Annotated in this window: 12 protein-coding genes and 1 pseudogene; 4 read left to right on the top strand and 9 right to left on the bottom strand. The window is 48.7% G+C overall.

The features are described 5' to 3' along the window. Positions 1 to 10 precede the first annotated feature (10 nt). Positions 11 to 661: a hypothetical protein gene (locus tag BM202_RS12195; RefSeq protein ID WP_093826374.1), complete on the bottom strand. Its 651-nt coding sequence runs from the start codon at positions 659 to 661 to the stop codon at positions 11 to 13. A gap of 161 nt (positions 662 to 822) precedes the next feature. On the opposite strand from BM202_RS12195, the gene BM202_RS12190 reads away from it, so the two are divergent. Next, entirely contained in the window at positions 823 to 1,575 is a 753-nt protein-coding gene (locus BM202_RS12190; RefSeq protein WP_093826372.1) for a LytR/AlgR family response regulator transcription factor, read from the top strand. Between the two features lie 86 nt (positions 1,576 to 1,661). On the opposite strand, the gene BM202_RS12185 is transcribed toward BM202_RS12190, so the two are convergent. From BM202_RS12185 to BM202_RS12175, 3 genes are all read right to left on the bottom strand, one after another. Further along, the gene (locus tag BM202_RS12185) at positions 1,662 to 2,267 is read right to left on the bottom strand and encodes a DJ-1/PfpI family protein (RefSeq protein ID WP_093826370.1); all 606 of its coding nucleotides are present in this window, start codon (positions 2,265 to 2,267) and stop codon (positions 1,662 to 1,664) included. A 178-nt stretch (positions 2,268 to 2,445) separates the two neighbouring features. After that, the gene (locus BM202_RS12180) at positions 2,446 to 3,162 is read right to left on the bottom strand and encodes a DUF4405 domain-containing protein (RefSeq protein ID WP_093826368.1); all 717 of its coding nucleotides are present in this window, start codon (positions 3,160 to 3,162) and stop codon (positions 2,446 to 2,448) included. Between the two features lie 266 nt (positions 3,163 to 3,428). Continuing rightward, positions 3,429 to 6,236, bottom strand: coding sequence for a TonB-dependent receptor (locus BM202_RS12175; protein WP_093826366.1), 2,808 nt, complete (start codon positions 6,234 to 6,236; stop codon positions 3,429 to 3,431). A gap of 273 nt (positions 6,237 to 6,509) precedes the next feature. Between BM202_RS12175 and BM202_RS12170 the strand changes: the two genes are divergently transcribed. Next, the gene (locus BM202_RS12170; RefSeq protein WP_093826365.1) at positions 6,510 to 7,970 is read left to right on the top strand and encodes an ArnT family glycosyltransferase; all 1,461 of its coding nucleotides are present in this window, start codon (positions 6,510 to 6,512) and stop codon (positions 7,968 to 7,970) included. A gap of 41 nt (positions 7,971 to 8,011) precedes the next feature. Continuing rightward, positions 8,012 to 8,695: a glycosyltransferase family 2 protein gene (locus BM202_RS12165; protein ID WP_093827228.1), complete on the top strand. Its 684-nt coding sequence runs from the start codon at positions 8,012 to 8,014 to the stop codon at positions 8,693 to 8,695. Between the two features lie 99 nt (positions 8,696 to 8,794). On the opposite strand, the gene BM202_RS12160 is transcribed toward BM202_RS12165, so the two are convergent. After that, entirely contained in the window at positions 8,795 to 9,715 is a 921-nt protein-coding gene (locus BM202_RS12160) for an RluA family pseudouridine synthase (protein WP_093826362.1), read from the bottom strand. After that, complete coding sequence (locus tag BM202_RS12155; protein ID WP_093826359.1) at positions 9,715 to 9,930, bottom strand: hypothetical protein; 216 nt, start codon at positions 9,928 to 9,930, stop codon at positions 9,715 to 9,717. Before BM202_RS12155 ends, BM202_RS12160 begins: the two co-directional genes overlap by 1 nt. Before the next feature lie 77 nt (positions 9,931 to 10,007). Here BM202_RS12155 and BM202_RS12150 point away from each other — a divergent pair. Next, a pseudogene (locus tag BM202_RS12150) lies at positions 10,008 to 10,187 on the top strand (DUF433 domain-containing protein); the annotation flags it as partial. Positions 10,188 to 10,295: 108 nt separating this feature from the next. On the opposite strand, the gene BM202_RS12145 reads toward BM202_RS12150, so the two are convergent. From BM202_RS12145 to BM202_RS12135, 3 genes are all read right to left on the bottom strand, one after another. Next, a complete protein-coding gene (locus BM202_RS12145) occupies positions 10,296 to 11,102 on the bottom strand; it encodes a LytR/AlgR family response regulator transcription factor (protein ID WP_093826357.1) in 807 nt (268 codons plus the stop codon). Positions 11,103 to 11,140: 38 nt separating this feature from the next. Continuing rightward, positions 11,141 to 12,319, bottom strand: a complete 1,179-nt coding sequence (locus BM202_RS12140) for a sensor histidine kinase (RefSeq protein WP_093826355.1) — start codon at positions 12,317 to 12,319, stop codon at positions 11,141 to 11,143. 213 nt (positions 12,320 to 12,532) lie between these two features. Further along, positions 12,533 to 13,348: a sugar isomerase domain-containing protein gene (locus BM202_RS12135; protein WP_093826353.1), complete on the bottom strand. Its 816-nt coding sequence runs from the start codon at positions 13,346 to 13,348 to the stop codon at positions 12,533 to 12,535. Between the last annotated feature and the right edge of the window lie 9 nt (positions 13,349 to 13,357).

Raw genomic sequence — 13,357 nt, 5'->3', positions numbered from 1 at the left:
GTTTGCTCATTCAGCGATATAGAAGAATTTTCTTCCGCTTTTGTGTTCGCTTCCAGATAAAAAAAGCAATTAGGAGCACACCGAAAGTTGATGGTAAAATCTGGCTATATGGTTTATAGTGGGAAAATACGGTACCCGCAAAGGCTGAGGCAAGGGCGCTGTAAGCCGACATCATTTTGTAAATGTGTTCGTAGAGCCACCAGGTTTTGAGCCGCTGAAAAAGCCAGGCATGTTTTATCAGGTCGTATCCTACGACAAGAAGTAATGCCGACAGCGTTGGATAAACTACCGCTGGCGACCAGTTTCCACCCGCCAGTTGCATTGATCTTACGTACAGTACACCCGCGATGAGTACACTGCCCGCAAGCAGCCTATCGACGGTGGAAGATTTCTGTTCACGCAGACGAACGGTTCGGTAACCGGAGTAACCTACATAGCCAGCCAGCAACGTGAGAATAAGTAAAAATGGATTTGACCGGAAAAAGAGAATACCGATGAACGCCGTTGCGACGACAACTATCAGGACAAACATAAAATAACGCCCGTAACGAATATGCCGTTGGGGCTGGTTCTGGAATAGTAAGGTCACTAAACCGATGATCAACCCAAGCGTTCCGAACAGGACGTGTACGATGATATTGATCGTATGAAGCGTTTGCATTTGGAAAGAACCCCGGGGTTTGTTTGAGCCGGAGCGCTGTCAAAATTGAGCAGGCGACAGCTATACGGCCAGACTTACGTGACCAAGTGACGTTATCTGTGACGAATGCCTTTCGTCACGTTCTTAATGGCTATCCTGATTCTACGTCGTAATTTGACCCAATGAAACGCAATCGGCTGTTGGATAATTTCGTCGTGCGCAACCTGCTTGGCCTACTGGCCTTGCTAGGCGTTCACTATCTCGCTGACCAGTATGCTATGGATCAGCGATCGGGATTTTCGAAAGTATCTCCCTATTTATACCTGCTGTTGCTATATGGCTGGCTGATTTTTCATAACCGCATTCTGTTTGAGCGGCTATTCCTGCAGGGTAGAAAAGGCGTTTATTTTGGATGGCTTCTTCTGCTGATGGTATTGGGGTCTTTCAACATGAATTTCATCCTTCACACGGAGTTCAATATTGCGCACTCACTGCCTTACCTGGTCAATTTTTGGGTATACACCGTCACAGGATTGGGTGTTTACATTGCCTACCGATATTTGCATACGCATCAACAGACGGAAAGCCCTTCTCCACCGAAGCCGCCGGTTCTGGCCAATGATTCAGGGTCTTTCACCTGTATCGTTGATGGGGAGCGAAAAACTATTTTGTACGCTGATATTCAGTATATTGAAAGCCTGGAGAACTACCTGAAGATTATTGCTAAGCCGAAAGTCTTCGTTACGCGCCTGACCATGAAAGAGGCTGAAGAACGATTGCCAAAACGGCAGTTTGTCCGCATTAGCCGGTCCTGCATTGTAAATGTGATGCACATAACGAGTAGGGGACCGGATAGTGTCTGGATTGGCACAGACGAGTTGCGCATTGGTAAAGTCTACAAGCGCTACGTAGCCGAGCAATTCGCTGATGAGTGATAACTACATAAGCCGCTCACAAACAAGTTGATGCGATGAAGTTGCGCCAGTGGGCGGTTGTAGAAGGAAAATAAAACAGAATTCATTTACTGCCAATAGTCATATTGCATATACCGGGCTGTTTCGTCAGCGATGTCTTTGCCGAGTAGCCGCCCGACGACGTACAGCGACATATCGATGCCGGCCGATATACCCGCCGATGTAATGATTTTACCGGTGTCGACGTACCGTTCGGTATGGCGTATCTCAGTTGTTGGTGCGGCCTGTTTCATGCCCTCAACGGCTAAGAAGTGCGTTGTAGCCGCTAAGCCATCCAAAAGACCCGATTTGCCCAGAATGTAGGAACCAGTGCAAACGGACAGAACCAGTTCCGCACTTTTCGCTGTCCGGCGGACCCAGTTCAACACGGCCAGGTTATCCATTTCGCGCCGGGAGCCGTAGGGTGTGCCATCCTCATGCCGACCACCCCCGCCCGGCACAATGATGATATCGGCCATCGGATGATCGTTGAGCAAATAAGTTGGATTAAGGCTTAATCCATTGCGAGCGTATACGGGTCCCTGTTCGGCAACCGTAAATACCCGGAAAGGCTTGGGATCATCGTGCCGTCCAGCCACTCCAAAAACTTCAAATGGCCCGGCAAAGTCGAGTACTTCGATTTCATTGAACAGGAGAATGGCAACGGTACGCATAAGCAAAAGAAGGAGTTAAGTTGTAGGTTTCCAGAATGCAAAACGCCACACACTTCGCTAATGGCCCAAATTCAGCGAACTGAAAGCAGGTATGTAAGACGTCAAAATGTCACCTGGCCGGATAATTTGATGGCGAATAGAGTACTGGAAACACGCGGGTGATCGTGTCGCAGAAAACTTACTGAACGGATGGATAAGCGCGTTGTGCCGCTATAATTTGCCACTTTTTGTCCTGTTCTTTTAACAGGTGGGTGTAAACAGATGGGGTTGTTGTGCCGACGGTAGTAGATGTGCCACGGACCACGATCAGGTGATCGTCAAGCGCTTCGGCATTGTCAACTTTGGTTTTTATGGTTTCCTTCGTCACTTGCTTAATCAGATTTTGCTGTATATCCGAACCGTGAAGCAGCGTTCCTGCTTCGGTCAAAATCGTTGTTTTAGCAGGTAAAATGGCTGCCAGGGCTGCTGTGTCGCCTTTGCTATAGGCAGTGGCATACGCTGCCTCAATGACGTTAGCAATCGAGTCGACCCTGGCTTGTGACAGGGGCCCATCTTTCGGTTTTTCACCCCGCACAAGGTTCTTGCCCGCATTGGCTAATTTGTCGAAAACGGGTATGTCAAAGCCAATACCTGCGGCAAAAACGGCGGCTACCACCGTTGGTATGATAACTTCTTTCTGGATGCCACCCGTTCGACGGTTTTTGGTGTATCCTTTTAATGACGACCAGTTATTAACGATATGAAAGACGGCTGCCGTTACGAACAGAATGCCGAACCAGGCGTGGGTATGATCAACGATATGGGAACCTTGTCCGAAATAAATTAACAGACCCGTAATCGCCAGAACAAAAAATATGGCGGCAACAAAGAGACTAACTAAGTTTTTTGATTTCATAAGTGAACGTGATGATGGCGTATTTTTTCGGTCTTTAGCTTTCAGTCAGCGGCATTCAGGCGGGAAATGGTGCATGTATTACTGCCGTTGGGTAAAGTAAGTTACAATTTGATTTACTACAAGTATAACGTAGTGGAATTGGCGGCCAGAAGAAGTGAAACAGTACGTTCAGAATAACCAGTTGATTAATCGCGGCCATAAAAAAAACTCCCGACAGTGTCAGGAGCTTTTAACCAACCTAATCTTAATCTAAAAGCATATGTATATTACGACCGTGGCCGACCTCCTCTGCCACCTCCACCCGTGCCGCCCGCTGGAGCCGCCTGCTGCTGTGGTTGATCATTGCCTTCGCCACCTTCGCCTTTTACATCATCGTTATTGATAGATCTTTTTCGTTTCTGAGGAGCATCGAAACTCATCTTGCCGAGCTTGTAACTGAAGGTCAGGCGAACCCCTGCATTGTAATAGTTCGTTTGGGAGTTCTGGATCAGAATCGGTGAAGACAGCTCAGACCGTTGCACAAATGGGTGGTTGAAAACGTTCTCGGCCGCTAGACCCAGACTTGCTTTTTTGTCGTTGAATTCTTTCCGAACGCCGAAGCTGTAGAAGTACATAGCGCTCTGGTACCCCTGAAGCTGAACCTGATTACCACGTCCACCACCGAAGATCTGGAATCCCCAGCCATTGCTGATCGACATGCTACTCTGGATACGTCCGCCAAGAACCCAGCCCGAATTCGAGGCCGAATAAATCGGATTAGCATTGTTGTTCGTCAGATTAACATGGTAGAGGTCAATGCCACCACCCAGTTGGAGTTTACCAAACAGCATTCCATTACCAAACAGGTTCAAGCCGTAGGCGTCCTGATGACCAACGTTCAGGTAATTGGTTTGAATCGCCAGTTGATTTACGCCATTGATTTCCTGCGTCGTTACGTCGCGAACGGCTGTAATTTCGTTATTCGTACGTCGGGCAAACAACGTAGCATTCAGGTACAGACCCTTGATGCTGGCGCTGGTACCAAACTCAATATTATCCGTCAATTCTGGCGACAGATATGGGTTGCCACGCGTAATATTGGTTGGGTTAGAGGTATTTACGTTCGGATTCAGGAACTGAATACCTGGCCGCTGAATCCGTCGGTTATAAGCCAGTTTAATAATCTTGCCACCCTTCAGGCTTTTTGAAATATTGATGCTGGGAACAAGCGTACCATAATCAGGAATCGATTCCGCTGGCGTACTCGTTTCTTTGCTGAACTGGGCATCAATAAAGGTGTATTCGTAGCGTGCTCCGGCCTTGATCGTGTATTTATTCTTCGTCGTCAGGGTGTATGACAAATAAGACGCAGCAATGTTCTGGTCGTATATCAGCGTATTATCCGGACGGCTTCTATCAAGCTGATACTCACCCGTATCGCCGGTGGCCAGGAAGTACTGATAGGCACTGTTGGCTTTCCGGAAAATTCCTTTTGCTCCAAATTCCAGTAACTGGTTCGTTTTGATCGGCGTCTGATAGTCGATCTGCAACGTAGATTCCTGGTTATAACTCAGGTTATCGTTTTTAATACGGGACGTAATGGTCTGGAAATCGGTGCCTCCCAGAATGTCGGATACGAAGTTGTTCGTGCGGTTATTCCGGCTGAAAAGCGCCAGGATGCTCAATTCCTGCTGCGGCTTGTAGGTTTTAGTATACGTTACGTTCGCATCTACCGTTCCCGATAAATCGGTGGTTTTTACATTCCGGTCGCTGATATTCGGGAAGTAACTGGTTGGCGATGTCGTCTGCGTGAGTAGGTTTGTTTGATTGGCAATGTTATTCCGGGCCCCGTAACGCAGACTGGCGGTCAATGAGGTTCTTTTGTCAATGTCGTAGTCCCAGCCTAGTTGGAAGTTACCAAATAAACGGGAACTCAGCGTGTTCGCTGACTGAACGGTCCGGGTGTATGCCGAGTAGGTATTGGTCGTTGCGTCGTAGGAGCGGGTCGACTGATCGTTCATAAAAGAACCCTTGACATTGTACTCCGCCCGTCCGAAACCACCGAGCGAAAAGCCCATTTTACCGACCCGGTAGTTGCCGTTCAGGCCCAGGTTACTCCCCCGGTTTCCTACGCCCCCGTTTGCATCGAGCGTAGCGCCCTGCAAGGTCGTTTTCTTAGTGACAATGTTGATAATCCCCGCCGATCCTTCCGCATCATATTTGGCCGACGGACTGGTAATTACTTCCACCGTCTTGATCATGTCGGCCGGAATCTGCTTAAGCGCATCCGCCACGCTGCTGGCGACGATCGTACTGGGTTTGTTGTTGATCAGAACCGTTACGTTGCTGCTACCCCGCAGACTAACGTTGCCGTCCAGGTCAACGGATAACATAGGTACTTTACGCAAAATATCACCGGCATCGCCCCCTTTGGCAGCAATGTCTTTGTCAGCGTTATAGACCAGCCTGTCTACTTTTTCTTCGATAATAGCGGCCTGACCCACTACGTTCACTTCGTTGAGCGTCCGAGTATCAGACCCTAACTTAACGGTGCCCATGTTTATGTCGCTGCCTTTATCGACCGTGAGCAGGCTGCTACGTTTATCTTTATAACCAATAAATGAGTACTGAAGCCGGTATTTGCCGGGAGCCACTTTACCCAGTACAAATTTCCCTTTGGCATCGGCCGTTGTCCCATCAATAGGTTTGTTGGTTGCTATGTTAAGCAGGGCAATGGTGGCAAACTCAACGGGTTTGTTACTTGCCGAGTCAATCAACATACCACTTATTTTGCCATTTCCCCGGGCAATTGGGTCCGCTTCCGAAGGTGTAGTTAGCGGAGCATTTGCTGGCCGGGTACGTCCACCCGTAGCGGGCTCGTTAATGAGGCTTGGGCCACCTGGAGCGGTGAAATTCGTTGGCGCTGTATCTTTCGGTGCAGCACCGAACGGATCGGGTGAGGCTGGTGTAGGGGGCGTAACAGCACTCGGCGCAGTCGCTGTCGTTGTGCTGGTAGGCACCGAAGGCGTAGCCGGATTTTGGGCAAACGTAGCAGTCGAACTAACGATGAGTACAGATAGTAACAGGGCTTTCATGGGATTTCTTATTAACGCGTCAAAGGTGAGTCAGTATCCTTATACGGGAAAACCAATCTGGTCGAATGCCCGTTTTCGGGTGCTGAATACAGAAAATTAGCTGGTGAAGAATTGGCGGGTTTATTGACTGTCATGTTGGATTATTTTTATATAGTCTGGCGGGTAATGATCTTACGGTCGATAAAAAGCCAGTATTTCGCCTAGAGCCTTGTGTCTAAACAAGTACCTTTGTCCGGTAAGAGCGTACTATATGCTGTGCCGTATTAGAGTTTTATGACACGATTTCTCGTCTTTTTGGGGTTATTCTGCCCTGTTTTTTTTCTGTTCGCCTACAATTCTGGCTATGGTTACGATGCCTATGAATATTTGATCCTGGCGCGTTCGCTCGATAGAGGCCATCAATTATATGATTTTATCCCGACTAAATCATACCTCTTATACTCGTCAACGAACGTATTGCTCAACCTCCTGGGTGGTTATAATCATGCCAGCGTTTCAGCCTTAATTACCATATTGGCCGCTGGTGTTCTGGTGTCAACATGGCGTGCTGCCCGATTGTTTGGCGAACGGGCCGCCCTGTTTGCCGTCGTGCTGTCGGGCCTTTGCTGCTTTTTCATGGAGATTAATTTCCTGGAGCCCGAAAGCTGGATCGCCATCTTTGGATTGAATGCCTACGCGCTGGTCGCTGGTACGGATAGCCGACAATACTGGCGCTGGCTGGCTGCTGGAGTATTGTTAGGTTTTGCTATGTGCTTCAAGAGCGTAGCAGCCTTCTACGTAGCAGGTTTTGGCGCATTTATTGGCTTATTATGGCTGGCTGGCCGATTGACATTCTGGCCAATGGTCGGTCGGGGGCTATTGGTGTTGCTGGGTTTTGCCGTCCCGCTGGTCTTGTCAGCGCTGTATTTTTACGCAACCGATCGGCTGGATGAACACCTGGAGTGGACCTACATTTATCCATTCGGCGGGTACCCGTCACACACGCTCTTCCTGACCAAGTTTTTTCTCAAATTGAGTTGGCTGCTGTTGCTGTTGCTGATCTCATTTGTGCTGGTGTGGCAACGCCCATACCGCGACCTTTATCGGCAGACACCGGCTCTGTGGCTGGCGTTGCTGCTAGCGGCTTTTGCCAGTATTGCCATGTTAAAAACGCAGGCCAGTCATTATTTCTTTCCGGCTGCGGTTTTCCTGTCTTTGCACTTGGGTTTTCTTGGTGATCAGTGGTTAACGCAGCAAAATTCGCAGCGGCAGGGCGCACAACGCCGATTATTTATAGGTGGTGCCGTAGGCTGTGTGCTGGTCGTGATTAGTCTTCTTCTGTATCGACCCAATGCGGCAAAGCGGCTCATTAGTGTTGCCGATTATAACGGGGAAGAGCAGGTTGGCGAGTACATTCGTCAGTTAGCTGGTCCGAAAGGCAAGGTGTTGCTCATCGACAATGCTATGAGTTTATACTACCTGTCGGATCGGGAGCCCAACGTGCCGTTTATTCATACCGAAATGCAGACGACGCACTACCTTGAAAATCATCCTGATACGTATAAACAGGCGCTTGCCGACACCAGTCTGAAACTAGTCATCTTTGGGAATCGTTCGAATGTTATCGACGATAGTACCACCCTGAATAAGCCGCCCAACAAGCAGGCAATTGGGCAACTACGGGCCGGATTGCAGACGCACTTTGTGCAGGTAAAAGATCCCCGGTTCCCGCTGACATACTGGGTGCGCAGGTAAACTCGTCGCTGTTGGTTTCTTTTTCGTTTATCTTTGTTTTTATGCTACTATCCGTTTTGATCCCGGCTTACAACGAGATTAAGTCTATTCATACATTAATTGAGAAAGTCCAGGCGGTTCCCCTAACGAAAGAAATAATTATTGTTGATGATGGCTCCAAAGATGGTACTCGTGAGTTACTGGCAACGTATCAGTCTGTGCCAAACATCCGGGTGTATTACCATGAGCATAATCAGGGGAAAGGAGCGGCCATTCGCACGGCCATTCAACACATGACGGGCGATATTGCCATTGTTCAGGATGCCGATTTAGAATACGAGCCGCAGGATTATCTGGCCCTGGTGCAACCGATTATCGACGGGAAAGAGAAAGTCGTCTATGGGTCGAGGTTTCTGAATCGTGAAAACCACCATTCCTATATGACTTTCTATATCGGTGGCCAGGTCGTTACGTTGCTGACAAACATCCTGTATAACCAACGACTCACCGACGAGCCTACTTGTTATAAAGTCTTTGAATCTACCTTTTTACGATCTATTCCGCTCGAATGCACACGCTTTGAATTTTGCCCGGAAGTGACCGCTAAGGTGGCCAAGCGCGGTGTACGTATCAAGGAACTGCCTATTAATTATTATCCACGATCCATTGCTGAAGGCAAGAAAATTTCGTGGTTTGATGGTATCGAAGCGATCTGGGTATTAATCAAATATCGATTCGTAAAGTAGTCAGGATAGTTGTAACACAGAGATTCACGGAGGTTAAAAGAGATACACCGAATACTCCGTGCCTGTCTTTTAATCTCCATGAATCTCTGTATTATACTTTTATTCAGTCCGTTCCTTTACCATCGCCAGAAACGTTTTCGGCACGGGTGCATCGAATTTCATGGCCTCGCCCGTGATGGGATGCTCGAACGCCAGTACTTCGGCGTGGAGGCCTAACCGTCCGATGGGGTTTGTTGCGGCTCCATACTTGGAATCACCCGCAATCGGGTGGCCGATGTCCTGCATATGAACGCGAATCTGATTTTTGCGACCCGTTTCCAGCTCAAGTTCCAGCAACGCGTAATCGGCTGTGGATTTCAGTACGGTATAATTGGTGATGGAGAGTTGCCCATTGTCAGGATTCTGACTCGAATAGACAATCAGGGCTTTGCTTTCCTTTAGATAGGATGTAACGGTCCCTTTTGGCGGCTGTGGGACGCCTTCGACCAGTGCTACGTAGGTCCGTTCTTTTATCGTATCGTTCCAGGATTCCTGCATCAGCCGCTGTACCTTCTCACTCCTGGCGAACATCATAACCCCCGACGTCTCGCGGTCGAGTCGGTGAATGATGAATATTTTGTTTTTGGGATTCTCTTTCTTAACGTAGTCGCTCAGAATGCCATACGCTGTATGGTCCCGCTCCTTGTTGGTAGCCATGGAGAGCAGCCCGGATTGCTTATTGATAACGATAAGGTTCTGATCTTCGTGAAGAATTGTAAGTCCCCGATACTGAGTTATTTCGGGCGCTCGATTGGCGGCTACCGTCACCTCCTGCCCCGGCCGCAAGGGGTGATTAAACTGCGTATAGACCTTGCCGTCAATCAGGATCTGCTTATTGCTGAGCAGGGATTTTATGTTGTTCCGATTCTTATGCGGCAGGTTGGCGATCAAAAACGCCATCAATTCGGCGGGTTCCGCAACGGTAAGCTTGGTACTGGTACGTTGGCCGCGTTGACGGCGGGGCTGCTCGGGTGTGTCCATCAGGCAAAGGTACGGCTTATGGGCTGAAGTTTCTGAATCGCTACGTTAAAAGCCGGTGCAACGGATAGACCAAACAAGCTAATTAAAAAAGAACCACTGCCTTCGTCATTTTTCAAACTCGGGCGTTTGTTTACCACTCGCGAAAACTTTCTATTGACTAATACCCAATAGAGAATCAGCAATACCGAACGGAAAGTAAAAAGTCGTAGCTTCATTGAAATGTCTATTTGTCATGGAAAATCTTCTTGCTCGTGTAACCCTGAAGCCTGCTGTCAGTTAAGGTAAACCAACGCTTCGTAATATGCGGTTCACTGTAGCGCAACTTCTGGAACTGTTAGCTCCTGGCATGACTAACCAAGAGATTTTGGCTGACTATCCTTATTTAGAAGAGGCTGATATCCAGGCATCTTTACTGTATGCGGCTCACATTGCCAATGCCCAAACCATTATTGCTCTGGCGTTGGCCTCCTGACCTATCGTGATAAAATTTGTTGTTGACACGCAGCTACCACCCATGTTGGCGACGTACGAACTTTTTTGCTATCGCTAGACTACAGATTATATGTTGCGGTAACTCACATTACTTCCCCAGCCACTCCTTAAACTCGGTCATGCGGTCGCCACTGACGAATACGTCCTGGCGTGATCTGGGCGTCATGTCCAGCTTGAGTTTGCCTGCCGAGAAGGCATGGATGGTCTGGATGGCGGGTAGCGAGACCAGGAACTGGCGGCTGATCCGGAAAAACTGGCGCGGGTTGAGGATTTGTGTCAGCTTGTCTAAACTGTAGTCGACGGGGAGAGTCAGTCCGTCTTTGGTGACCAGAAAAACAACTTTTTCTTCCAGATAAAAATAGGCGATTTCACTTGTTTCGATGCTACGTATTTTAGTGCCAACCGTAATCATAAACCGCTCTTTATAATCCGTTTGCTTCGATTTGCCGAGCAGGTTTAAGAGCGTTTCCAGATCGGGTTGAGACGTCGTGTACTCATGTGAACCGGCGAGGGCAAACTGGTTTTTCAGAGACTTGAATTTCTCAATGGCCGCTACCAGTTCATCGTAATTGATGGGTTTGAGCAGATAGTCGATGCTATTGACCTTAAACGCCTGAATCATGTATTCATCGTAGGCCGTGGTGAAAATGACGGGTGTGGTGAGGTGAGCCTGCTCGAAAATCCGAAAACCCAGATCGTCTTCGAGGTGAATATCCATAAACACCAGATCGACATCAGGGGACGTAGCGTTGAGATTTTGTGCACCAAACCAGGCTACGGCTTCGGCCACCGACGGAATCCGGGCCAGTACACGAATAGCCGGATCGTATTTGTGAAGTAAGCTTTCAAGCCGTTTGGCGGTCAGATTCTCGTCTTCGATGATGACTACGTTCATTGTTACGGGTCAAATTTGTGAGCGACTAAACGTGTGAATTAGCGAACGGGTTGGCGTTCTGAGACTAGTTCACTCATTCGCTCATTGAGTAATAGGGGGATTTTTACCACAAAATTGCCCTCACTTTCGCCCACCCAAACAGGTTGATCAGTAAGGAGCGCGTATCGGGTAATGATGTTTTGCAAGCCTACGCCGGTAGAGTTTTCGGCCTGCGGCCGGGGTTGCAGGTTATTCTGCACGACCAGGCAGTCGCCGTCGAGGTGAATTTGCACCCGCAACGGTTCCTTAGCAGACATGCGGTTATGTTTTACGGCATTTTCAACCAACAACTGTAGGGTTAGCGGAGCAATGCTATAGCGCATCTGATCCGTTTGTGGTACGTTGACAATTACGTCGAATTTGTTCTCGAAGCGAATATTCAGTAAAAACCGATAGGCCTGAATAAACTCCAGTTCGGTTTTAAGCAGCACCCGCTCGTTGTCTTTCTGCTCCAGAATGTAGCGGTACGCCCTCGACAATTGATCGATGAACTTTTCGGATAATTCAGCGTCTGCATGAACCAGCGACGATAGAATACTAAGGCTATTGAACAGGAAATGAGGGTTGACCTGGCTTTTCAATGCCGCGAACTGCGCCCGGACATTCTCTTTTTCCAGCCGTTCGGCACGGAACTGAACATCTTCCAGTTGACGATACGTCCGTCGATTGGCCGCCAGATAAAAAGCGGATAACATGGCCATTACTGTCAAGCCATGATTGACACGCCTACGCTGATCACTTCGTTTGCGCCGTTCTTCGGATACGGGTTGTGGGGTAGCTGGCTGAGGTGGCCGAACTTCCTGGTCCCGGTGGACACCAAAGCTTTTTTCCAGCGTATCGTCCAGCGTATGCCAGAGGGAGTAGAAAGCAAAATTAAATACGACCGCCAGCGCACTGGCTATGATTAGAGTGGCTAATTGAGCCGGTATTTTGAACTCGATCAGGAAATCTCCACCGAATCGTTTAAAAAGCCATTGCTGCAATCGCTCGGATACGGTAATCCAGGCGAAAAAAAATAGAACACTCAGGATAATTTCGAAAATCCAGAACGGTATGTTACGTGGTGAAAGCAACCAGTCGAGGTTAGATATGTTAACGTACAGCCGAATGGGCCAGTAAATAACGAACACACTCAGGGCGAGCTGCCACTTTTGCGAATTCGTTAGACGGTAGGACATGATACGATAGGTTTACTAACAAAGCTACTTACTCATACTAATTTGCAAAAAAGAAACCGGCGGAATGCCGGTTTCGGGAGCGTGAATGCCAAGATTCAGTTTTCGAGCGGAACGCTACTTATTTTATGCAGGCTGCGCTTCGGTTACAAATGGCTGCACAATCACATTGGTATCAAACCAAGCTATGACAGAACGTAACAGATCGTGAGTCTGCTACGTTCTGTTAGGCCCCGGTCCACTGACCGATGACGGTATCCCAACGCGTTCGTAGAGCTTGGCCAGCCGGTGGGCGTGTTCATCGTAAGCACTTTCGAATAAGGTCACGGCTCGCTCCGGCCCCACTACGTTAGCGGCCGATAGAACGTTGGGTGGATGGCCTGCTTCTGTCAACAAGCGCGCGACTTCGGCTTTGATACAGTTTACGATAACGGCTCCACCAACCGTTGAACCTGGTGCAACCGGCGTATCTAAACCCGGAATAGTTAACATGGCATCACCAACGGGGGCACCCGTGTCCAGTGTCAGATTCGCAAAATCGCTTAGTTTTTTACCGTCCATGCGTTTGCTGGTGCTTTTCTCTGCATGTTGTTTCGTAATAAGTGCCACTACCTTCACACCCTGTTGCTGAAAGATTTCGGCCATTTCGATAGGCACTACGTTGCATCCGCTGGAGGAGATGACCAGAGCAGAATCCAGTTTCGACAGGTCATAGTTTCGAAGGATTCGCTGGGCCAAGCCCGGCACATTTTCCAGAAACATAGCCTGACGCTGTCCGTTCGCACCCACCACCAGGTTATGAAACGAGATCGACAACTCGACAATGGGGTTGAAGCCGGGAAACGATCCATACCGCGGCCACATCTCCTCGACCATAATGCGGCTGTGACCGCTACCGAAGAGATGAACCATCCGCCCGGCCAGAATCGTCTGGCTAAACCAACTGGCAGCCTGTTGAATGATGTCTGCCTGTTGTTCAATCGTTGCTAATATGGCCTGCGTTTTTTGAATGTATTGGGTTGTTAAGCTCATTATGAGTTG

This window comes from Spirosoma endophyticum (assembly GCF_900112365.1).
GTDB classification, from domain to species: domain Bacteria; phylum Bacteroidota; class Bacteroidia; order Cytophagales; family Spirosomataceae; genus Spirosoma; species Spirosoma endophyticum.
This window is presented reverse-complemented; position numbering and strand designations above follow the sequence as displayed.

Coding starts and splice junctions, on each gene's coding strand:
- BM202_RS12175 (WP_093826366.1), bottom strand. CDS start 6,236: ATGAAAGCCCTGTTACTATCTGTACTCATCGTTAGTTCGACTGCTACG.
- BM202_RS12160 (WP_093826362.1), bottom strand. CDS start 9,715: ATGGACACACCCGAGCAGCCCCGCCGTCAACGCGGCCAACGTACCAGT.
- BM202_RS12135 (WP_093826353.1), bottom strand. CDS start 13,348: ATGAGCTTAACAACCCAATACATTCAAAAAACGCAGGCCATATTAGCA.
- BM202_RS12180 (WP_093826368.1), bottom strand. CDS start 3,162: ATGAAATCAAAAAACTTAGTTAGTCTCTTTGTTGCCGCCATATTTTTT.
- BM202_RS12170 (WP_093826365.1), top strand. CDS start 6,510: ATGACACGATTTCTCGTCTTTTTGGGGTTATTCTGCCCTGTTTTTTTT.
- BM202_RS12185 (WP_093826370.1), bottom strand. CDS start 2,267: ATGCGTACCGTTGCCATTCTCCTGTTCAATGAAATCGAAGTACTCGAC.
- BM202_RS12165 (WP_093827228.1), top strand. CDS start 8,012: ATGCTACTATCCGTTTTGATCCCGGCTTACAACGAGATTAAGTCTATT.
- BM202_RS12155 (WP_093826359.1), bottom strand. CDS start 9,930: ATGAAGCTACGACTTTTTACTTTCCGTTCGGTATTGCTGATTCTCTAT.
- BM202_RS12190 (WP_093826372.1), top strand. CDS start 823: ATGAAACGCAATCGGCTGTTGGATAATTTCGTCGTGCGCAACCTGCTT.
- BM202_RS12145 (WP_093826357.1), bottom strand. CDS start 11,102: ATGAACGTAGTCATCATCGAAGACGAGAATCTGACCGCCAAACGGCTT.
- BM202_RS12140 (WP_093826355.1), bottom strand. CDS start 12,319: ATGTCCTACCGTCTAACGAATTCGCAAAAGTGGCAGCTCGCCCTGAGT.
- BM202_RS12195 (WP_093826374.1), bottom strand. CDS start 661: ATGCAAACGCTTCATACGATCAATATCATCGTACACGTCCTGTTCGGA.